Origin of the sequence: Streptomyces sp. NPDC127084 (genome assembly GCF_042724175.1) — a bacterium.
Taxonomy (GTDB): domain Bacteria; phylum Actinomycetota; class Actinomycetes; order Streptomycetales; family Streptomycetaceae; genus Streptomyces.
Genome location: NZ_JBHXFA010000036.1, coordinates 21,091 through 42,090, shown reverse-complemented (window position 1 = coordinate 42,090; position 21,000 = coordinate 21,091). Strand labels below are relative to the sequence as shown.

At 71.5% G+C, this 21,000-nt stretch carries 17 protein-coding genes; 4 read left to right on the top strand and 13 right to left on the bottom strand.

The genetic code is table 11. From position 1 onward, the window contains the following. Nucleotides 1–162: 162 nt before the first annotated feature. From ACFWI9_RS11595 to ACFWI9_RS11585, 3 genes are all read right to left on the bottom strand, one after another. Entirely contained in the window at nucleotides 163–1,485 is a 1,323-nt protein-coding gene (locus ACFWI9_RS11595; protein ID WP_387160911.1) for an ABC transporter substrate-binding protein, read from the bottom strand. A gap of 72 nt (nucleotides 1,486–1,557) precedes the next feature. Further along, on the bottom strand, nucleotides 1,558–3,240 hold the full coding sequence (locus tag ACFWI9_RS11590) for a glycoside hydrolase family 13 protein (protein WP_387160909.1): 1,683 nt from the start codon (nucleotides 3,238–3,240) through the stop codon (nucleotides 1,558–1,560). A gap of 228 nt (nucleotides 3,241–3,468) precedes the next feature. Then, a complete protein-coding gene (locus tag ACFWI9_RS11585) occupies nucleotides 3,469–4,752 on the bottom strand; it encodes an ABC transporter substrate-binding protein (RefSeq protein ID WP_387160908.1) in 1,284 nt (427 codons plus the stop codon). 161 nt (nucleotides 4,753–4,913) lie between these two features. Here ACFWI9_RS11585 and ACFWI9_RS11580 point away from each other — a divergent pair, with 161 nt between their 5' ends. From ACFWI9_RS11580 to ACFWI9_RS11570, 3 genes are read left to right on the top strand one after another with little or no spacing between them, the layout of a single operon-like run. Next, entirely contained in the window at nucleotides 4,914–5,429 is a 516-nt protein-coding gene (locus ACFWI9_RS11580; protein WP_338674911.1) for a PadR family transcriptional regulator, read from the top strand. Continuing rightward, nucleotides 5,426–6,190, top strand: a complete 765-nt coding sequence (locus ACFWI9_RS11575) for an ABC transporter ATP-binding protein (RefSeq protein WP_387160906.1) — start codon at nucleotides 5,426–5,428, stop codon at nucleotides 6,188–6,190. The genes ACFWI9_RS11580 and ACFWI9_RS11575 overlap by 4 nt, the downstream gene beginning before the upstream one ends. 2 nt (nucleotides 6,191–6,192) lie before the next feature. Next, complete coding sequence (locus ACFWI9_RS11570; RefSeq protein ID WP_387160905.1) at nucleotides 6,193–8,499, top strand: FtsX-like permease family protein; 2,307 nt, start codon at nucleotides 6,193–6,195, stop codon at nucleotides 8,497–8,499. Between the two features lie 168 nt (nucleotides 8,500–8,667). Here ACFWI9_RS11570 and ACFWI9_RS11565 read toward each other — a convergent pair whose 3' ends face one another. Both ACFWI9_RS11565 and ACFWI9_RS11560 read right to left on the bottom strand, forming a co-directional pair. Then, the gene (locus tag ACFWI9_RS11565) at nucleotides 8,668–9,636 is read right to left on the bottom strand and encodes an alpha/beta hydrolase (RefSeq protein WP_387160903.1); all 969 of its coding nucleotides are present in this window, start codon (nucleotides 9,634–9,636) and stop codon (nucleotides 8,668–8,670) included. 70 nt (nucleotides 9,637–9,706) lie between these two features. Beyond that, nucleotides 9,707–10,441, bottom strand: coding sequence for a class E sortase (locus ACFWI9_RS11560; RefSeq protein WP_387160902.1), 735 nt, complete (start codon nucleotides 10,439–10,441; stop codon nucleotides 9,707–9,709). A gap of 114 nt (nucleotides 10,442–10,555) precedes the next feature. On the opposite strand from ACFWI9_RS11560, the gene polX reads away from it, so the two are divergent. Further along, nucleotides 10,556–12,277: a DNA polymerase/3'-5' exonuclease PolX gene (gene polX, locus ACFWI9_RS11555; RefSeq protein WP_387160900.1), complete on the top strand. Its 1,722-nt coding sequence runs from the start codon at nucleotides 10,556–10,558 to the stop codon at nucleotides 12,275–12,277. A 32-nt stretch (nucleotides 12,278–12,309) separates the two neighbouring features. Here polX and ACFWI9_RS11550 read toward each other — a convergent pair whose 3' ends face one another. From ACFWI9_RS11550 to ACFWI9_RS11515, 8 genes are all read right to left on the bottom strand, one after another. After that, on the bottom strand, nucleotides 12,310–13,170 hold the full coding sequence (locus ACFWI9_RS11550) for an endo alpha-1,4 polygalactosaminidase (protein WP_387160898.1): 861 nt from the start codon (nucleotides 13,168–13,170) through the stop codon (nucleotides 12,310–12,312). After that, the gene (locus ACFWI9_RS11545; protein ID WP_387160897.1) at nucleotides 13,128–13,790 is read right to left on the bottom strand and encodes a spherulation-specific family 4 protein; all 663 of its coding nucleotides are present in this window, start codon (nucleotides 13,788–13,790) and stop codon (nucleotides 13,128–13,130) included. The genes ACFWI9_RS11550 and ACFWI9_RS11545 overlap by 43 nt, the downstream gene beginning before the upstream one ends. Next, nucleotides 13,787–14,833 carry an NAD-dependent epimerase/dehydratase family protein gene (locus tag ACFWI9_RS11540; RefSeq protein ID WP_387160895.1) on the bottom strand — a complete coding sequence of 349 codons (1,047 nt, stop codon included), beginning with the start codon at nucleotides 14,831–14,833 and terminating at the stop codon, nucleotides 13,787–13,789. The genes ACFWI9_RS11545 and ACFWI9_RS11540 overlap by 4 nt, the downstream gene beginning before the upstream one ends. Nucleotides 14,834–14,840: 7 nt before the next feature. Further along, nucleotides 14,841–15,554 (bottom strand): NDP-sugar synthase, encoded by a 714-nt coding sequence (locus ACFWI9_RS11535; RefSeq protein ID WP_387160894.1) that lies wholly within the window; start codon nucleotides 15,552–15,554, stop codon nucleotides 14,841–14,843. Between the two features lie 102 nt (nucleotides 15,555–15,656). Further along, nucleotides 15,657–16,664 (bottom strand): SDR family NAD(P)-dependent oxidoreductase, encoded by a 1,008-nt coding sequence (locus ACFWI9_RS11530; protein ID WP_387160892.1) that lies wholly within the window; start codon nucleotides 16,662–16,664, stop codon nucleotides 15,657–15,659. Nucleotides 16,665–16,892: 228 nt separating this feature from the next. Beyond that, the gene (locus ACFWI9_RS11525; RefSeq protein WP_387160890.1) at nucleotides 16,893–18,299 is read right to left on the bottom strand and encodes a hypothetical protein; all 1,407 of its coding nucleotides are present in this window, start codon (nucleotides 18,297–18,299) and stop codon (nucleotides 16,893–16,895) included. After that, complete coding sequence (gene pelF / locus ACFWI9_RS11520; RefSeq protein WP_387160889.1) at nucleotides 18,296–19,810, bottom strand: GT4 family glycosyltransferase PelF; 1,515 nt, start codon at nucleotides 19,808–19,810, stop codon at nucleotides 18,296–18,298. Before pelF ends, ACFWI9_RS11525 begins: the two co-directional genes overlap by 4 nt. Before the next feature lie 126 nt (nucleotides 19,811–19,936). Beyond that, nucleotides 19,937–20,218, bottom strand: coding sequence for a hypothetical protein (locus ACFWI9_RS11515; protein ID WP_387160887.1), 282 nt, complete (start codon nucleotides 20,216–20,218; stop codon nucleotides 19,937–19,939). Nucleotides 20,219–21,000 lie beyond the last annotated feature (782 nt).

Genomic DNA, 21,000 nt, shown 5'->3' with positions numbered 1-21,000 from the left:
CGCCGCGCTCACGTCGGGGGGGCCCCACCACCGCGGGGGCGACCCGGCCCCGGCGCGGCGGGGGGGGGGGGGGGGGGGCGCGCGCCCCCCCCCCCCCCCGGGGGGCCCCCGTGGGGGGGCCCGCCTTCGCGGGTGAGGGGGTGGCTGTGGTCATCACGTCGGTCAGCCCTGGTATGCCTTGGCTGCCGCTGCCTCCAGCTTCGCCGCCGTGCCCTTCGGGTCCGACGGGTCACGCAGGAAGTCCTGGAGCAGCTTCCACTCGCCCGCGCCCTTGGTGCCGCCGAACGCCGCAGGTGCCTGGTCGGACATGTCGAAGCGGACGGAGTCCCCGGCGCCGATCAGCGATTGGGCCGTCCGCCGGGTGGTGTCATCGCCGTAGGACTTCAGGTCCAGTGCCTTGTTTGGCGACAGGAAGCCGCCCGCCTCCGCCCAGACCGCCGCCGCCTCGGGTGTCGCCAGGTACTCCACGAAGGCCATGGCCGCCTTCTTGTTCTTGCCGTCCTCCAGGGCGACCGCCGCGTCACCGCCGCTGACCACGGGGGCATCGCCGCCGTCGACCGAGGGGAAGGGGAAGAACGCGGCGTCCTCGCCGATCTTCCGGCCGAACTGATCCTTGGCCACACCGGCGACGAAGTCGCCCTCGTAGACCATGCCGGCCTCAGGCTCGGGTCCGAAGACCTTCTCCACGGATCCCGGGAAGTCGGTGCTCAGGGCTCCCTTCTGACCACCCGCGATCAACTGCTTGTCGGCGAACAGCTTGCCGAGGGTGGTGAGGGCCTTGACCACGCTCGGATCGGTCCACGGAATGCCGTGCTCGGCGAGCCGGTCGTACATCCGGGGACCCGCCTGCGAGAGGTAGATGTTCTCGAACCAGTCGGTGAGGGTCCAGCCGTCCTCACCCGCGACCGCGAATGCGGAGAGCCCCGAATCGGACACCGCCTGCCCGGCCTTGAGGAGCTCCGCGTAGGTCTTCGGCGGCTTGACCCCGGCCTGGTCCAGGGCGTCCGGGCTGTACCAGACGGTGGACTTGTGCGCGGCCTTGAAGTACACCCCGTACGGCTTGTTCTCGACGCTTCCGTAGTGCTTCCACACGGGGGCGAAGTTGTCGTCGACGGACTTCTCGGCGGTCTCGGAGAGCGGGGTGAGCCAGCCGTTCTCGGCGAACTGCTGGAGCACGCCGACCTGCGGCACCATCACCACGTCGGGTGCGTTGCCGCCCTCGATCTTGCTGCCCACGACGGTGGAGACGTTGTCACCCGTGGAGACGAACTGGGTCTTGGCTCCGGTCTTGGCGGCGAAGGCGTCGAGCACCTTCTGGAAGTTCTTCTGCTCGGCACCGGACCAGACGCCCGCGACGGTGATCGTCTGGCCGTTCAGCGACGTGCCGCCGCCGTCCGCGGTGGTGACGGGATCGCCACCGCAGGCGGTAGCGCCGAGTGCCAGGGTCAGTGCGGTGCAGCTCGCGAGTATGAGGCGTCGCTTCATGACAGGGTCTCCTTGGTGGCAAGGGCGGGGGAAGAGAGGGGCCGGGAGGCGAGGGATGGACGGGAAGGGGGTTCAGGGGCTGCCGCCGTCGCCGGTCCACCACGCGGCGGTGGATCCGGGCAGTACGCCGTTCGGGCAGGGTCCGCTGGAGAGCAGCGGGGCCCCGGAGACTGGCGCGGGCACGGGCGCGGTGCCGAAGTTGACGGCGCAGACCAGCCCGTCGCCGCGGACGAAGGCGAGCACCCCGGGCGCCGGGTCCAGCCAGCGCAGGGTGCCCTCCCCGAGCTGCGGCAAGCCTCGTCGCAGTTGCAGCCCGTCGCGGTAGAGGTGCCAGAACGACCGCGTGTCGGCGACCGCCCGGTCGGTGGCGTGCTCGGCGAACCAGCCGGGCTGCGGCAGCCAGGGCTTGGCGCCCTCCGCACCGGAGGTGAAGCCGAACGGTGAGGCGTGTCCGGACCAGGGCAGCGGCACCCGGCAGCCGTCCCGGATCCGGGCCCGGCTGCCCGTACGCCGGAAGATCGGGTCGGTGAGGACCTCGTCCGGCAGATCGACCACCTCGGGCAGCCCGAGTTCCTCGCCCTGGTAGATGTACGCCGCCCCGGGCAGCGCCAGCATCAGCAGCGCGGCGGCCCTCGCCCGTGCCGTGCCCAGCCCGCTGCCCTCGGTGCCGGACTCCCCGTACCGAGTGACGGTGCGCACCTGGTCGTGGTTGTTGAGCACCCAGGTGACCGTGGAGCCGGTGCCCGCGATGTCCTGCATCGCCTCGGTGATCACCTTGCGGAAGGCGCCCGCGTCCCAGGGGGCCGAGAGCAGATCGAAGAAGAACGCCTGGTGCAGTTCGTCCGGACGCACATACCGGGCGTGTTCTCGCGCGGTGGGCACCGAGACCTCGCCCACCAGCAGCCGCTCGCGGCCGTCCCGCAGGGTGTACTGCTCGCACACGGACCGCCAGCGGCGCCACACCTCGTGCACCTCGGGCTGGTTCCACGCCAGCGGGTTGACCGAGTCACGCGTGCGGGCGTCGGCCTCGGGGTCGGGGGAGTCCGGCAGTTCGGGGTGTTTGTAGAGCCCGGCCGCGACATCGATACGGAAGCCGTCCACCCCCCGGTCCAGCCAGAAGCGCAGGACGCGCTCGAAGTACGCGGCCGTCTCCGGGGCGCGCCAGTTCAGGTCGGGCTGCTCGGGCGTGAACATATGGAGGTACCACTGCCCGGGGCTGCCGTCCGGCTCGGTGACCCTGCTCCAGGCGGGCCCGCCGAACATCGCGTGCCAGTTGTTCGGCGGCACGTCGCCGCCCGGACCGCGCCCCTCGGCGAAGTGGAACCGGGCCCGTGCCTCGCTGCCCGGCCCTGAGGCGAGGGCCGCGCAGAACCACTCGTGCTCGCTGGAGCAGTGGTTGGGGACGATGTCGAGCAGCACCTTCAGACCGAGCCGGTGCGCGTCCGCGACCATCAGACCGAACTCGCTGAGGTCGCCGAACACCGGATCGACATCGCAGTAGTCGGCGACGTCGTAGCCGTGGTCGTGCTGCGGCGAGGGGTAGAAGGGGCTCAGCCAGATCCCGTCGACACCGAGCTTCTTGAGGTAGGGAAGTCCGGCGCGTACCCCGGCCAGATCGCCTATCCCGTCGCCGGTGCTGTCGAGGAAGCTGCGGACATAGACCTGGTAGATCACCGCGTCCCGCCACCAGTGGTGCGGTGTGTGGCGGTGAGCGCCGTGCTGCGAGAGGCCGTCGCCGGCCGGGGCTTTGAGCATCACCCGTGGACCTGTTTCTACACGAAGTCGCTGTATGAAGGGGGCATCCGCGGCCAAGCGCTGGAGGCCATCGGTTATGCATGCATGTTAAGTAGCGGTGACAAGAGAGTGTCAACGGCTGTGCAGAGATGTACCCATGAGTTAGGGGTTATGTCCGCATTTCTCCACCCTGAATGGGGGCGTGAGGGCGCGATCCGATGCCTAACGGTTAACTAAAAGCCCCGGGGCTCAGCCACGCCGGGCGATCGCGGCCAGCTCGCCGCTCAGCCTGCGCACGGCGGCGTCCGGCGCCTGGTGCTGCGCCATCGCGTCATACACCACCGCCTGCACGGCCAGGCTCACCTGCTCGTACCGCGGGCTCTTCGGCCGCGGAGCCGCCGCCAGCACGCTCTTGCGCAGCGCGGGCAGATACGGGAACTCGCGTACCAGCGCCGGGTCCTGGTAGAGGTCCGCCCGCACCGGCGGCAGCGCGCCCTCGGCGAGCACCTGCCGCTGCACCGGGGCGCTGGTGAGGTACGCGATCAGATCGCTCGCGGTCTCGGGATGCCGGGTACCGGTGCTGACCGCGAGATTGGACCCGCCCAGCACGCTCGTACCCGTCCCGTTCGGCCCGGGCAGCGGCACGGCGCCGAACTTGCCCGCGACCCGCGAGCCGGGTCCGGACGCTCCCGCGTAGGCGTAGGGCCAGTTGCGCAGGAAGAGCAGCCGGCCGTCCTGGAAGGCCTGCCGGGACTCCTCCTCCTTGTAGGTGAGCGCTTCCTTCGGGATCCAGCCGTCGCGCACCCCGCGGGCCAGAAAGCCGATGCCGGCCCTGGCCGCCGGGGAGTCCAGCGTCACCCTGCCGTCGCCACCGAGCACCGTGCCGCCCGCCGAGTAGACCGCCTCGGTCGCGTTGACGGTGAGCCCCTCGTACGGGAGGAACTGGCCCGCGTAGCCGCCGATGCCGTAGCGCGGGGCGATGGTCCTGGCCTGGCGCTCCAGCTCCGCCCAGCTGGCCGGTGGGCGCTCGCCCTCCCGGTCGAGTATGTCCTTGCGGTAGTAGAGCATCCCCGCGTCCGTGACATACGGGACCGCGTACAGCCTGCCCTGATACGTCGCCGTGTCCACGACCGGCGGCAGGAAGGCGTCCAGCGGGAAGCGTGCGCGTTGCAGCGGGGCGATCCAGCCCGCGGCGGCGAACTCCGAGGTCCAGGCCACGTCGATATTGAGGATGTCGAACCGGCCCGCGCCCGAGCGCAGTTCGGTGGCCATCTGGGCACGGGTCTCGTCCGCCGAGTCCGGCAGCTCCACCAGCGTGACCCGCTCGCCGGGATGCCCCCGGTTCCAGCCCTCCAGCAGAGGTTCCAGATATCCGGTGAGCACACCGGCCGTCGCCAGCGTCACCGGCCCGCGCCCGCCGCCGCGCCCACCCTCCGGCAGCGATCCGCCGGCACCGGCGCCGGACGACACGCAGCACGCGATCACCACCGCCGCGACCAGGAGGCCCCTACCGGCGGCACGTATCCACCGCATAGGTTCCTCCTGTACCTCGGCCTACCCCGGGTCTGGGCTTCCGCGCCCGGTCAACGGCATGTATACCCGTTAGGCATGCGCGATACTAGGGCGGACATCGCATGCCGACCGGTATGGCGATCGGGAAGCGCGGGACAACAGTACGAGGGAGGAGAGCACGCGTGCGCCTGCCCCTCCTGGCACTTCTCTCCCGGGGCCCGGCCCATGGCTACGAGCTCAAGCAGGACCTTGAGCAACTGCTGGGCTCCGCGTACCCTCAGCCGAACGTGGGCCAGATCTACGTCACCCTCGGCCGGCTGGAGAAGTCGGGGCTCATCGAGGGCGAGGACGTCGCCCAGTCGAGCCGGCCCAACAAGAGGATCTACCGACTCACCGAAGCCGGGACGGAGGCGCTGCGCGCCTGGTTCGAGGAGACGGCGGACGAGCCACGGGTGCGGGACGAGTTCTTCATGAAGCTCGCTCTCGCGCCCCGGACGGGACTCGCCGACCAGATCGCCCTCATCAACAGGCAGCGCCGTGAATACCTCAACACCATGCGGAACCTGTCCAAGCTGTCCGCCACCGAGAACCGGGACAACCGCATAGCACACCTGCTGATCGAGGGAGCCATGCTGCACCTCCAGGCCGACCTCGACTGGCTGGAGCGCTGCCAGGAGGAGCTGGAAGGGTTGGAATGAGCGACACAGCGGACCCCGGCCCGACCGCCCCCCTGCTGCGGGCCGCGGGCCTCGTCAAGACCCACCACGGCGAAGGCGCACCCGCGCACGCCGTACGGGGCGTGGACCTCTCCGTGCGCCATGGCGAGTTCGTGGCCGTCACCGGCCCGTCCGGGGCGGGAAAATCGACCCTGCTGCATCTGCTCGGCGGGTTGCAGCGGCCGGACAGCGGCAGCATCTGGCTCGACGGCGAGTGCACGGACTCCTACAGCGAGGCCCGCTGGGCGATGGAACGCCGGCGGCGGATCGGGATCGTCTTCCAGTTCTTCAACCTGGTGTCCAACCTGACCGTCGCCGACAACGTCGAACTACCCGCGTTGCTCGCCGGCACCGGCCCCAAACAGGCCCGCGCCGAACGTGAGAGGCTGCTCGCCGAACTGGGCCTCGACGGCAAGGCGCGCAGCATGCCGGGCGAGCTGTCCGGCGGTGAGCAGCAGCGGGTCGCCCTCGCCCGCGCCCTGGTCAACCACCCGCGGCTGCTGCTCGCCGACGAGCCCGCGGGCAGCCTGGACAGCAAGGCCACCCGCGAGGTCATGCGGCTGCTGTCCCGCTTCCACCAGCGCGGTCAGACGATCCTGCTGGTCACCCATGACGCCCGGCTGGCCAGCGCCGCCGACCGGGTCATCAGCTTCTTCGACGGACGCATAGCCGACGACGCCGAACTCGGCGGGGTACCGGCCAGGGGCGGCGGACTGTCCAGCGTCGTCGAGCTGAAGGACTGACCGTGCGGGCCACACTGCGCTGGGCGCACGCCGATCTGCGCACACACCGGGGCGAGGCGCTGTTCATCGTCGCGGCCACTGCGGGGATCGTCGCCGCATTGCTGCTGGCCGCCGCCCTCTTCGGCTACGCCACCAACCCCTGGCAGCGCGTGTTCACCCAGTCCCACGGGGCCCATGTCTGGATCCACACCGGACCGGACGCCGATACGAGCGCACTCGCCGCACTCGACGGCGTCGATGCCGTCGCGGGTCCGTACCGCACCGCGCCCACCACCGTGGAGTCCCGGGGCGCACGGGCCACTGTCGAACTGCGCGGAGCCGGCACCGAACCGCCCGCCACCGGCCGCCCCCTGCTGACCTCCGGAGGCTGGCTGAGCGCCGGGAGCCCGGACGGGGTGGTCCTGGAGAGCAGCCTGGCCCGCGCCCTGGTCGCCGGTCCCGGCGACGCCCTCACCCTGCCCGGGTCAGGGAGGACCCTCACCGTCATCGGCGTCGCCGACAGCGCCGAGCCGCGCTACCGCCCCGGCGAGCGCGCCGGCACCGTCTGGGCGCACACCGATGCCGTACGCACCGCCGCCCAAGGTGCCGGGGACCGCCCGGGCCAGGTCATCGGCCTGCTCCTGGCCGACCCCGACGACACCGACTACGTCGTCCAGCGCGCCGTCACCCGCATCGGCGCCGGGGCCGTCACCGACGTCTCCGACTGGCGGCAGGCGCGCGCAGAGGCCCAAGGCGACACGCGGCTGCTCGGGCAGGTGCTGGGGCTCTTCGGACTCGGCGCGCTGCTCGCCGCCGCCCTCGCCGTCTACGGCGCGATCAGCACCCGGGTGCGCGGGCATCTACGGGACATCTCCATCCTCAAGGCCATCGGATTCACTCCCGGCCAGGTGGTCCGGGTCTTCCTGGTCCAGCACCTGGCGTTCGCCGCGCTCGGGGCGGTCGTCGCCACCGCCCTCATCGGGGCGCTCGGCAGCCGTATCCCCGGCAGGCTCGGAGAAGCGGTCGGCATCTGGCAGGGACTGCCCGCCCACACCGCGGCGCTGCTCGCCGTGCCCGTAGGGGCCGTGCTGTTCATCGGCGCCACGACCGCGCTCGCCGCCTGGCGTGCCGGGCGCGTACCCCCTGTGCCCGGAGTGCCCGCCGCACCGGGTGCCCGGGGCGGGCTCACCGGTCCGGCCCGCCGCGCCCTGGGCCTACGGGTTTCCCCGGCACTGGTGCTCGGCTTCCACCGGGCATTCACGCGCGGCAGGCAGACGCCCGCGACGGTGGCCCGGCTCGCGCTGCCGCTGCTGCTGATCACGGTCGCGCTCAGTGCGTGGACCACCCTCACCCGGTTCGACAGCGATCCCCAGGAACTCGGCCTCGCCGCCGCGCTCACCGCCCGCGCCGAGAAGGGCATCGGCGACGCCGGGACAAAGGCCCTGATCGAGCGCGACGACCGGGTCGCGGCGGCCCACCCCGGGGTCGAGGTCGCCGCGCTGGCGCCAGGCCAGACCGGCACCATCGCGCTGCGCGGCTTCGGCACCCGTCACCAGCCCTACCCGTACTCCGTCGCCGAGGGCCGGGTACCCGCCGGCCCCGACGAGGCCGTCGCCGGCCAGGGGCTGCTCGACCTACTCGACGTGCGGATCGGCGACTGGGTGAGGATCACCGTCGGCGGCCACCCCCAGGTGCTGCACATCGTCGGTCGCAGTATCGAACCGGAGAACGGTGGCCGTACCGTCTCCACCTCGCTCGACACCCTCCGCGAGAACGATCCCGCCCTGCGTCCCACGCTCTACCAGGTGCGCCTGCACCCGGGCGCGGACCCCGCCGAGGTGCGCGCCGCACTCTCCGAAGCCTCTGGCGGAAGACTCGACATCCACGAGGTCACCAGCCCGGCCGACCGGCTGTCGGCGATGCGCGGGGTGGTGCTGGGGCTGATCGCCGTGCTGGCCCTGATCGGGCTCACCGAGGTGTCGACGGCGATCGGCGGTACGGTGCGGGACAGCGAGCGTGACCTCCTCGCACTCAAGGCGATCGGCCTGTCACCGCGCCAGATCACCGCGGTCACGGTGACCGCCGTGGGCTTCACCGCGCTGGCCGCCGTGGTGGTGGGGGCGGCACTGGGCGTGCCCCTCGCCGGGTGGCTGATCGACGCGGAGGGCCGCTCCAGCGGCATCGGCGCGGGCATCGCCCACGCGCCGTCACCCGCGCTGCTGGTGTTCGTCGCGGCTGCGGCGGTTCTCGGCGCGGTCGCCCTCGCCCTGCTCCCCGCCGTCCGTGCGACGCGCCGTCGGCTGGTGGACACGGTGACCGCGTTCGCCTGACAGGCGTTCCGGCGCGGGCAACGCGGTTTCGCGGTGCGCCCGGCACCGCACGGTGGCATCAGATGGGCTGCTTCCCTTCCTGATCGCGGTCATGCCGGAGGACCTGGACCATGTGATCAAGGCTCTCGAGAGCGCGTAGCCCGCTGCTCGTGCGGCCGGCTGCGGATGTCACGTGTGCAGCGCTTCCCTGAGCGCCATGGTGGCCTGCGCGATCGCGGCCTCCGCGGCCTGCGTCGACCGCAGCGCGTTCAGCATGACGAAGTCATGGATGATGCCCTGGTATCGCGTGGAGGTCACCGGCACACCCGCCTGGCGCAGCTTGTTCGCGTAGGCCTCGCCCTCGTCGCGCAGCACATCCGCCTCACCGGTGATGACCAGTGCCGGAGGCAGCCCCGCGAGCTCGTCCAGCGACGCGCGCAGCGGCGACGCGGTGATCTGGGCCCGTTCCCGTTCGTCGGTCGTGTACTGGTCCCAGAACCACTGCATGCCGTCGCGCCGCAGAAAGTACCCCTCGGCGAACTGGTGGTACGAGGGGGTGTCGAAGTTCGCGTCGGTCACCGGGTAGAAGAGCACCTGCTGCACCAGGGAGACGTCCCCGCGCTCCTTCGCCATCAGGGTCAGCGCGATCGCCATGTTCCCGCCCACCGAGTCGCCCGCGACAGCCATCCGGGAGGCGTCCAGGTTCTTGTTCGCGCCGTCGGAGACCACCCATCGCGCAACGGCGTAGTTCTGCTCGATCGCGATCGGGTAGTGGGCCTCCGGCGAGCGGTCGTACTCGGGGAAGACGACGGCGGCGCCCACCCCGGTGGCGAGTTCCCGTACCAGCCGGTCGTGGGTGTGCGCGTCACCGAACACCCATCCCGCACCGTGGATGTAGAGGATCACGGGGAGGGTTCCGGAGGCGCCGGCCGGTTTGACGATCCGGGCACGCACCGACCCGGTCGGGCCGCTGTGCACCGTGATCCACTCCTCGTCGACCGCGGGCATGGTGATCTCGCCCGACTGCACGTCGTCGACGGCCCTCCGGCCTTCCACCGGAGGCATCTCGAAGAGGAACGGGTGGTTGCTGGTCGCCGCCGCGAACTCCGACGCCTCGGGCTCAAGCACGGGCGAGCTGGGCATGTAGGCGGTTGACATCGGCTCTTCTCTCTCGATTCCCCCGAACGGACCACTCATTCGAGGCTAGGCCGGGCCGTACCGGCACGCATCACGGCTCGCTGACCGACACCAGCACCCCGACCCGGTCGATGCGGTGCTCGGGATTCCCGTGCTCGTCACTCCAGTAGTTGCCCGCCGCGTGGTCCTCCGGGGTCGCACAGGTCGATATCGTGATCATCGCCTTCACGGGCTGCTCCCCGGGCCTTCCCGGGACTGCCGCACGCTGCTCGGCGAGTGAGCGTTCGGACCGGAACGACGTCTTGCGGAGCTCGGTGATCCGGTACTCGTACACCGTCCCGTCCCAGCTCACCCGCACCTTGTCACCGATGCCGACGGACGGCAGCTCGCGCAGCGGCCCGCCCGCCGCGAGACGGTGCGCGGTCACGAGATAGTTGCCCACCTGACCCGGGCCTGCGCCACCCCGCTGCCCGTATGGACTGGCGGCGATACCGCGGTCCTGAATGTCCGTCCCGGGGCCGTCGTCGGTCGTGCCTTCGTAGGGGACGACCTTCAGGCCCTTGACCCCTATCGCCGGGATGGTCAGCCGGGCCGGCTCGGTGCGCAGTGCGCCCTGGTCAGGCGTCGGAGCAGCGGTCGGTGTGGCAGCAGCGGTCGGTGCCGGGGACGGCACCTGGACGGTCACCGGGTCGGAGGCGGCGGCCGGGTGATCCGTGGTGGGCCGTTCCGCGCCCTCGAAGGCGCAGCCCAAGCTCACCGCGGCAACCGCGCCGCAGAGCGCGACGCGGACGGCTCGGGATGCGCGGGAAGCGGGGGCAGCGGACATGGATCTCCAAGGGGTGCCTGGGGTGTGCACGCACGAGAACGCTCGCGATCGCTCACATGTTCCCGAGCCGCGCCGCCCAGCGCACACCGCCGGGGCGCGTGTGACGCTGGAACCATGCCCAGGGCCAACGAAGAGATCGAAGCGCTGCTCCAGGAGTACGCCGACCTCATCGCGATCACCGGTGGCGACGCCTTCCGGGCCCGTTCGTACGAGAAGGCGGCCCGCGCCATCGGCGGATACCACGCCGATGTCGCCACCCTCGACGCCGACGGGCTGAGGGAGATCCCCAACGTCGGCAAGTCGATCGCCGACAAGGTCACCGAGTATCTGGCGACCGGGCGGATCTCCGTTGTCGAGGAGCGCAGGCAGTCCATCCCGGCCGGGGTCCGGGAACTGATGACCATCCCGATGCTCGGACCCAGGAAGGCCCTGCTCCTCTACCAGGAACTGGAGGTCGCCTCCGTCGAGCAGCTGGTCGACGCCATCCACCACGAGCGCCTCCGGGATCTCAAGGGCTTCGGCGAGAAGACCGAGGAGAACCTGCTGCACGGGATCGCCCTGATGCGGAAAGCCGGGAGCAGGATCCTCCTCGACGCCGCGATGGACTCCGCCGAGCAGATCGTCGCCGCCCTCTCGGAGATCAGGGGCTGCGAGGGCTGCGCCTACGCCGGGTCACTGCGCCGGATGCGCGAGACCATCGGAGACATCGACATCCTCGTCGCCGCGAAGAAGTCGGCCCCCTTCATGGAGGCCCTCGGCCGTCTCCCGTACACCGCCGAGGTCATCGCCCACGGCGCGAAGAAGACCTCCATCCGTACCACCCGAGGCCTCCAGGTCGATCTGCGCGTGCTGCCCCCCGATTCCTGGGGCGGTGGCCTCCAGTACTTCACCGGCTCCAAGGCGCACAACATCCGCACCCGCGAGATCGCCGTCCGCCTCGGCCTCAAACTCTCCGAGTACGGACTCTTCGACGCTGAGAGCGGGAAGAAGGTGGCCTCCAGGACCGAGGAGGAGATCTACGAACGCCTCGGGCTGCCATGGATCCCGCCCACCCTGCGCGAGGACCGGGGCGAGATCCAGGCCGGGCAGCGGGGCGAGCTCCCGGAGCCGGTCACCGAGGGGGACATCCGCGGGGATCTGCACACCCACACCGATCTCACCGACGGTCTCGCCTCGCTGGACGACATGGTCGCCACGGCCGCCCGGCGCGGCTACTCCTACTACGCCGTCACCGACCATGCCCCCGACCTCGCCATGCAGCGCATGACCAAGGAGAAGATGCTCGCCCAGCGCGATCAGGTCCGCGCACTCGACCGCAAGTACAAGGGGATGCGGCTGCTGCACGGGACCGAACTCAATATCGGACCGGACGGCGGCGTCGACTGGCCAGACGACTTCCTCGCCGGCTTCGACATCTGCGTCGCCTCGGTCCACTCGCACTTCAACCAGAGCCGCCAGGCCCTCACCCGTCGGCTGATCCGCGCCTGCGAGAACCCCTACGTCGCGATCATCGGGCACCCCACCACCCGCCGCATCGGCAAGCGCCCCGGCATCGACGCCGACTTCGACGCGGTCTTCGAAGCCTGCGCCAGAACCGGCACCGCCCTGGAGATCAACGCGCACCCCGAGCGCCTCGACCTGTGCGATGAGGACATCATGCGCGCCAAGCGGTACGGGGTGAGGTTCGCCGTGAACTCGGACTCGCACTCCACCACGCATCTGCCCTATATGCGCTACGGGGTGGCCATGGCCCAGCGCGGCTGGCTGACCAAGGACGACGTCATCAACACCTGGCCGCTCACCCGGCTCCGCCGTTTCCTGCGCCCCGGAATCTGACGCACAGCGACCGCCGGTGCCCCGGCCGGCGGTCAGCAGGGCTCGCGCCACGCGTCCAACTCCAGCCTCTTGCGCATCGACGAAAGACCGAGACGGCGCGCTTCGTCGCAGAACTCGTCCGTGGACAGGGCGTATTCGACGTGGAACACCGCCTTCCCCGCCTTGATGAACGGGCTCAGCAGCGCGCACTCCCCGTACTGGGCGCACTCCTCGTTGACCGCGAAGTCGAAGTCCCGCACCAGTGCGGGGATCTGCGGCAGGTCGTTCTTCAGCCCCACCGACAGTCCGCGCTCATGGCCGAGGCGGGCGAGCATCCGGTTGAATCCGAGCTGATGCTCCGCCGTCAGCGGGAAGCCCGTGTCGTTCAGATACCCGTCCATGAGGTCGGGTTCGATCGCGTCGAAGCCCTTGTCCCGGCACATGTCGAAGCGTCGCTCCAGGATCGGGCGCAGTACGTCCAGCTTGCGGATGTCCAGCCAGCGCTCGCCCGGCCAGCCGTTCGGCTTGCCGCGTACGGCGGTGGGGTAGTCGGCTTCGTCGGGCCGGAAGTCCTCCCAGGAGCCGGCGTTGATGTAGCAGATGACCTTGCGGCCGTCCCGGTGCAGGCGGGCCACATCCTCCGCGGTGCTCTCGAAGCCGTCGATGTCGTACACCGGTACGTCGGCGGCCGTGGGATCGAGCACGCCGCTCAGCTGCCACTGCCAGGGCGTACTCGGCTTGGGCACCCAGCGCGGGCGGTCCGGACCAGGGCGCGGGGTGGGGTCCGATGCGCAGCCCGCGAGCAGAAGCAGGCAGACGAGGGCGAGCAGCACGGCGGACCGGGATCCGCGTGCCACCGGGGTACGAACCGTCACGCGGGTTCCTCGAACAGTACGGGAGGCGGGGCGAGCCATGGATTGGGCAGCGTATCCGCGACGGCGCACGACACTGCCGCACCACGCTCGACGGCCGCCTTCGCGGCGACCCGGGCCAGCGCGGGTGGGACCCCGTACACCAGGTGGCAGAACCGTTCCGGCGGATAGCGGGACGTCCAACGGGGGAGTGTGAACGAGGACAGGTACACGGTCCAGGGGCCCTCGAAGGTCACGAGCAGGTCCGCGATCCGCGCATAGCCCGGCGCGGGATGGACCCCGTGATTCAGCACGACGGGCGCCGAACCCCGCTGCCGCGCAGCCCGTACCAGGCGGCGGCAGCCGGGAAGTGCGGAGCGGTCGGCCGGCACCTGGTCGAAGAAGCAGCCGTCGGTGTCGTACCACTCGCGGTGCCGGTCGATGTCGCGGAGCACCTCGTCATCGGGCCGCACCCCGTAGTCCAGGTCGACATAGCCGAGCACGCGGGTCCCCGCCGCCCGCAGAGCGCGGGCGGCGGAGACGAACGCCGGGTCGGGCGAAGTGCCCGGCCCGTTGGCGGTGTTGAGCACCACGCCGTAGATCCGATCGGCGGCCGACGCGAGGAGCCGCCAGGCATCCGGGTCTTCGGCGGGGTGCACGTAGAGCGGCACCAGCAGGCTCATGGAACCGAGTCCAGTTTCGGTCTCGCAGCCCCCGAGGTCGCCGGTGCGTCCGGCGCTTCCGGTGGCACTGATGACACCGCCGACACCGACCGCCAGAGTGCGGACAGTGAGTCCGCGAGCGGGTGCCTCGGCTCCCAGCCCAGCGACTCGTACGCCGCCGTGATGTCGGAGCACTGCCAACCCACCCCGACCGAGCGGGACGAGCCGGGCGCCGCCGCCTCCTCGGCGCGGCCCCGGAAACCCGCCTCGGTCATCAGACCGTGCACCAGGTCGCGGATCGGCACGGCCTGACCGCCACTCACGTTGAGCACCCGGGGGAGCGGGCCCTTGACGGTGGCGGCCAGCGCGACCGCCCGCGCCAGATCCCGTACGTCGACGAAGTCCCGGTAAGCCGACAGGTCGCCGAACCGGACCACCGCTCCGGGATCGTCGCCCGCCTTCAGGATCCGCTCGGCGGTGCCACCGGGCAGGCTCGTCGGCGGGGCGCCGGGCCCGACCGGGTTGCCCACCCGCAGCACCACCGCGTCGAGACCGGACGAGGCCACGGTCAGGGTCCCCGCGAGCTTGGTCGCCCCGTAGGGGGCCAGCGGCGCGGCGGGTGCCGTCTCGGTCACCCGCACCCCGTGCTCGGTCGGCCCGTACTCGGCGGCCGACCCCAGATGCACCAGTCGGGCTCCGGGCGCCGCCTCCCGCAGTGCCGCGCACAGCACGGCCGGGCCGCGGGCGTTTACTTCCGCGAGCTTCACCGAGTCGCCGCCGACGGCACCCGCGCAGTTGACGACCGCGTCGGGTGCGAAGTCGGCGAGCACCTCGGCCAGCCGTCCCGGGGGGGGGGGGGGGGGGGGGGCGGGCGGGGGGGGGGGGGCGGGGGCGCGCCCCCCCCCCCCCCCCCCCCCGGGGCGGGGGCGGCCCCCCCCCCCCCCCCGGGGATCGGCGGCCGGGGACCGGCCACCGCCGAACAGCCGTACGCCTCCCAGCGCACGCAGCTGCCCGGTGATGTGTCCGCCCAGATACCCGGTGAATCCCAGGACGATAATGCGCATAGAACGTTCATGCTCCCTTGAGCAACAGGGACTGGTGCGTGGTGAACTCGGCGTTGGCCCGGTCGTAGTCGTCGGGGCGTCCGATGTCCAGCCAGTAGCCGTCGAACTCGTAGGCGTGCGGCGGGTTTCCGCGCTTCAGCAGATCGAGTACCAGCTCGTCGAAGCCGAGCGGCAGTCCCGGGGTGTATCCGGCGAGGGTGCCGAGGGACAGTCCGTACACGCCCATGGAGACCCGGTAGTCCATGCTGGGCTTCTCCCGGAAGCCCACCACCCGGCCCTCGTCCGTGGTCAGCACACCGAAGTCGATATGGACCTTGCGGGCGTAGGTGGCGATGGTCAGCGCGGCCTCGGACGAGGTGTGCCGCCGCAGTACGTCGGCGTAGTCCAGGTCGGTGAGGATGTCGCCGTTCATCACCAGGAACGACTCGGGCAGCCGGTCGCGCATGGTCAGCAGCGGGCCCATGGTGCCCAGTGGGCTCTCCTCGATCGCGTAGTCGATCTTCAGCCCCCACCGCGAACCGCTGCCGACATAGGCGCGGATGATCTGCCCGAGATGGCCGACCGCGATGGTGCAGCTGGTGAAGCCGCAGGTGGCGAGCTGCCTGAGGACGATCTCCAGGATCGCGTGCTGGTCGCCGATCGGTACGAGCGGCTTGGGAAGCGCGGTGGTGTACGGGCGCAGTCGGATGCCCTTGCCTCCGGCGAGAATCACTGCGTGCATGAGGGGCCCCCTGCGGGTACGGCGGTTGGATGGAACATGGGGTGGTGAGGGTCCAGTTCGTCTTGTTGTCCGGCGGGCGGATCGTGCTTGGGCGGTTCGCGGTCAGATGTTGTAGATGCCGGTCTTGTAGCGGGCGAGGTTGGCGGGGTCGCGGAAGAACTCGACGGTCCTCAGGAGCCCCTGCTCCAGGTCGTGTTCCGGTGCCCAGCCGGTCGCCTCGCGCAGCCGGGTGGCGTCGGCGACCAGACGCATCACCTCGGAGGCGGGGGGCCGGATGCGCTGCGCGTCCTCCTGTACGTCGAGGTCGGTGTCCATCACCTTGCCGATCAGCCGGACCAGGTCACCCACCGAGATCTCGCCGCCCGTACCGGCGTTGAAGGTCCTGCCCACCACCGCCACCGCCGGAGCGGTGCCCACGGACAGGAAGGCGCGCGCTGTGTCCTTGACGAAGGTGAAGTCCCGGGTGGGCCGCAGATCGCCGAGGGTGATGGTCCTGGATCCCGCGGCCACTTGGCCGATGACCGTCGGGATCACCGCCCGCATGGACTGCCGGGGGCCAAAGGTGTTGAAGGGGCGCAAGGTGACCACGGGGGTCTCGAAGCTGGCGTGGTAGCTGTCCGCGAGCCGGTCCCCGCCCGCCTTCGACGCGGCATACGGGGACTGGGTGTTGATGGGGTGGTCCTCGGCGATCGGCACGGTCTGCGCGGTGCCGTAGGTCTCACTGGTGGAGGTGTGCACCAGCCGCGGGATGTCCAGCGCTCGCACCGCTTCCAGCACGTTGAGCGTGCCGGTGACATTGGTGTCCACGTAACTGTGCGGTGCCTGGTACGAGTACGGGATCGCGATCAGCGCGGCGAGGTGGTAGACCGCGTCAGCGCCCTGGACGAGTCCGCGGACGGAGCCCGGGTCGCGGACGTCGCCGAGGACGATCTCCACCTCGTCGAGTACCTCGGACGGCAGGGTCTCCAGCCAGCCGTAGGAGGAGAAGGAGTTGTACTGGGCCATGGCGCGGACCCGGTAGCCGGCGGCCACCAGAGTCTCGGTCAGATGAGAGCCGATGAAACCCTCGGCTCCGGTGACGGCTGCCAGGGGCGCTGAGGTGGAGGTCACGTGTCTTTCCCTTCCTGGGACTTCCCCGGACCGATCGGGGCCGGTCCGGTTCTTGCTGGGTCGGTGCAGGGCTTGCTGGGTCGATGGGGGTCTTGCCGGGGCGTTCCGGGCTGATCCGGTCGTCGGTCCATCACGGGCTTGTGTCTGCTGGTGATCGTGCGTGTGCGAGGTGTAGTGGCTCCGGTGTGTGTCTGGTTGCCCCGGGTCCGACGGATGGGGGCATGGGGGTCAGGCGTGTGCGGTGGGCCGCCCCAGTAGCCACAGCACGCTCGCGGTGAGCAGCAGCGCGCCCGTGGCGGTGCACAGCAGCAGGACTGCGGCGTCCAGAGGTCCCGCCATGACCGCCGAGAGCACCGCAGCGGAGGCCGCGCCGACGCTGACCACTGCCGGAATCCAGGCGATGCCGAACGCCTGGAGGAGCAGCGCGGTCCACAGCAGGGCCGCCACGGCTACGACCGGCCAGGGCGACCCACTGGTCAGCAGTGCGGCCGGTACGAGCGGGAGGAGATAGCCGCCGAGGCAGATCGCGAGCGTCCCCGCCGACCGCAGCCGGAAGCCGGTCTCGTCCGCGGCCGCCCGCAGCGCCGCGAGCGCGAGCCCCCGGAAGCGGTACAGCAGCCATTCGGCGGGCCCCATGCTCAGGGTCAGCGCCACCACGGCGAGCGCGCCGCGCTGGCCCACGAAGACGACCAGCGTTCCCGCGGCCAGCCCGAACAGCCCGTACGGAAGCGACGCGACGATCCGGGGCCCGGTGCCGCCCTCACCCGGAACGGTCGGCACGGCATCGGTCCGCGACATCCCCCGGACGCAGTGCCCCGCGACGGCGAGGGACAGCAGCACGGTGAGCGCCGGAAGGGCGGTGCGCAGCACGGGACCCGGCTCCCACCACGGCAGTACGGCGGTGCCCGCGATCAGCGGAGTGAGCGCGGCCAGCAGCATCCGCTCCCTGCCGCACACCAGCAGCACCCCGGCCGCCGCGAGGTACAGCGACTGGCCCACGGCGAACAGCGTCGCCGAGCCCGGACCCGCCACGGCCAGCGCCGCGGCCGAAGAGATCAGCGCGCCTGCGGGGGCGCCGTACAGCAGTGTCCGCCCTGCCTCCCGCCGCCCCACCACCAGCCGCAGATACGCCCGGTGGCTGAGTGCCTGCCCCCAGGCCCAGGAAAGCAGCCCCGCGGCGATCAGCGCGTACACCCCCCGCTCCCCCTGCCACAGCCGTCCGGTCAGGACGTACGCGAGACCCGGCAGGGCGAACAGCACGCCGCGCAAGGCGCACCGGACATGGTCCGGAGCCCAGGGGTCAGGTCCACGCGCGGGCTCGGGAAAGCTGCGTGGCACCCGCCCGTAGAGATCCCGGGCCAGCGAGAACAGCCCCGGATGGCGGTACCGCTCCCGGATCTGGTCACCCGTCAGCCCCTCCGACTCCAGGAGGGCGGCCACCTCCCAGGCGTGCACGGCGGGCCCTATCTGATCGGCCATGCCGGCCGCCAGCCGGTCCACCGGGTCCTCGGGAGCCCTCGGCACGCAGAGCGCGAGCGTACTGTCGGGCGCGGCGCTCAGCCGCCGGGCCAGGGTGTCCTCACGGCCGTCAGCGGAACGGCCGTCGTGGGACTCGAGCGCCATGGGCCCGCTCATCCGGCCACGCTCCTCAACGTCAGCGTGCCGTCGAGGTCCGCACCCCACGGGTCGGCGAGCTGGAACATGCCGCGTACGGACAGCTCCAGATAGATGGAGCGGAAGGTGTGGATGGTCTGGCGGAGCGTGAACTGATCGATGACCCGCAGCCGAGCCGCTTCACCCATGGCCGAGCGGCGCGCCGGGTCGGCCAGCAGTTCCAGTGCCGCGGCGGCCATCGCCGCCGGGTCGCGCGGCGGTACGACGAGCCCGGCGCCGCCCACGGCCTCCCGCACCCCGCCCACATCGGTGGACACGGTCGCCCGGCCGCACGACATGGCCTCGATCAGGGTGAACGGGAAGCCCTCACTGATGCTGGAGAGCATCACCACACTGCCCGCCGCATAGGCGTCCCGGATGTCGTCCACCCGGCCCTCGAACGTGACCGCGTCGCCCTGCCCCAGAGAGGCGGCCAGCGCTTCACACCGCTCCCGGTACGCCTCGCCGCCGCGCGGCGTACCACCGAACAGCCGTAGCGTGGCCTCCGGAAGCACACCCCGGACCTGGGCGAACGCCCTGATCAGGGTCTCCAGGTCCTTGATCGGATCGACCCGGCCGGCCCAGCTGAGCGTCGGGGTCCGCGGCTCGGGACCCGCGGGTGGGAAGGCTGCGGGATCGACGCCGTTGTAGACCGTGCGGATCAGCCGCGGGTCGGCGCCGCCCTCCTCTTCCCACAGCCGGTTGTATCGGTTGCCGGGGGTGATCAGGGCGGCCTGACGGTAGGTCTCCTCGGCCAGCAGCCGGAAGAATCCGAGCAGCACCGCCTTCACCGGCCAGCGGTACGGCCCTGTGCGGTAGCCCAGATAGCGCTCCCGCAGATACACCCCGTGCTCCGTCAGCAGCAGTGGCACACCGTGCAGTTCCTTGGCCGCCAGCCCCGGTAGCACCGCGACGCCCCCGCTGACCGCGTGGGCGACACCGCGCTCCGGCGGTGGTGCGCTCAGCGGCCGCAGCGCGTGTTCGAGCAGGCTGGTGGCGGTGACGGCGTCGTGCAGGGTGGGGCGGGCCTCGCGGACGGTCAGGCCCCGCCGGTTCCATACCCCGGTCAGGGTCCGCAGGGCCCGGTCACCGCGCAGCGAGGGGCTCAGCCGCCCGTCGCGGGCGGCGTGTGCCATCTCGTACAGCGCGGGGGCGAAGTCGTCCTCAGCGGACGGGTCGAGGATGGCGGTCAGGAACCTCTCGTACACGGCCATCAGCCGGCGCTCCCCGCGCCCGCGCGGCGGCGCGCCTGTCGGCGCCGGCCCCCACATGGGCACCGTCACGGGCTCGGACACATGCGCCGGGAGATCCCAGGCGAGCGGTTCCCGGCCGGTGCCGGTCACCGCGATCACGTCGAAGTCGATGTCGGGCATGCCGCTGACGAGTTGGTCGCACCAGACGCTCACCCCGCCATGACTGTGGGGGTAGGTGCCTTCGGTGAGCAGGGTGACCCGCGCCGCGCCCGAACGCGGCGCGCGGTGCTGAACGTGCATGGATGGGCTCCACGGCAGAAAGAAAGTGGTGCGGAGGACGAGCCGAGCCGGTTGCGGACGCGCGGGGCGCCGAACCCGTCGTCTCGCGACGTGCCGGAGCGGCCAGGGTGTGACCGAGCCGCTGGTTCAGCCGCGCTGGACGTGTCCGGGTGTCACCGGGGTGGAGAACCCGTTGGGCAGGGGCACGTCCAGCGCCGACGCCGCGACGCCTGCCGGTGCGGTGACCGGCGCCGCGGCCCCGCTCGCCGTGGCCGGGCAGCCACCGGAGACGACCGGCATCCACGTGTCGGTGCGCCGCTTGCCGTCGGCGGCGCCGGCGGGTGCCCCCGGCAGCCCGAGTGTGAGGTTGAGCGCCCCCGTGGTGAGCGCGGGCGTGCCTATGGTCCGCGAAGTGCGGCTCCGCTTCATGCGGGTGAAGTCCCTCCCCCTAGGCCGTGTTTGAGCACCGGACGTCGCGAGCCCGGAGGGAACTCCCAAACACGGCCTAACCCCCGGCACGACGACGCTGCCCTCCCCCGAGCGCGGGTCGCCATGCCCTGTCGATCACATAGTGGTGCCTACTGTGTGGGTTCTGTGCGCCAAGCGTGAAAGTTGACGTAAAAACGAAGGTGGTCGTATTAACCCGTCCTGTGCCGGGATCAAGCGGGCGTAGCAGGTAAACGCCTACTTTCGCCATTGGTCCAGACAATGTGGCCGGTCGTGGACTAATGATTTTCAGCCAATGTGATGCGCGTGGTGCGGACTGCGCCCCCGAGCGGCAGACGGTGGGGGAGCGTCCCCGGTCGCCGCGGCGGGGCCGCTGCGGCAGGGGGGACGGCCTGGTCACAGGGGGGCGGATGGGCCGGGGGAGGCTGCGTGCCGGCGGTGCCGCCGCGCGGCCTGTGGCTTGGGAGTGAACGGGAGTGAACGGCGCGCGGCCGACCTCGCCGTCCGGTGTGTTCTGGCGTGTTCACGACGGTGTCCTCGGTGCTTCGGCCGTTGTTCTCGCCGGGTGAAGGCCCGAGTGGCAGCCGATGCCGCCGCTTCCCGAGCGGTGGCCACTCGCGCCTCGGCCTGACGCACGGTCGGACGTCGTCGCCGAACGTGACCACGGCGCGGGCGCCCGGGCGCCGCGCTGCGCCCGCGCGCCCCCGCCCCGCGCGGCGCGGGGCGCGGGGCCCGGCCCCCCCCGCGCCAGCGAGAAGGACTGA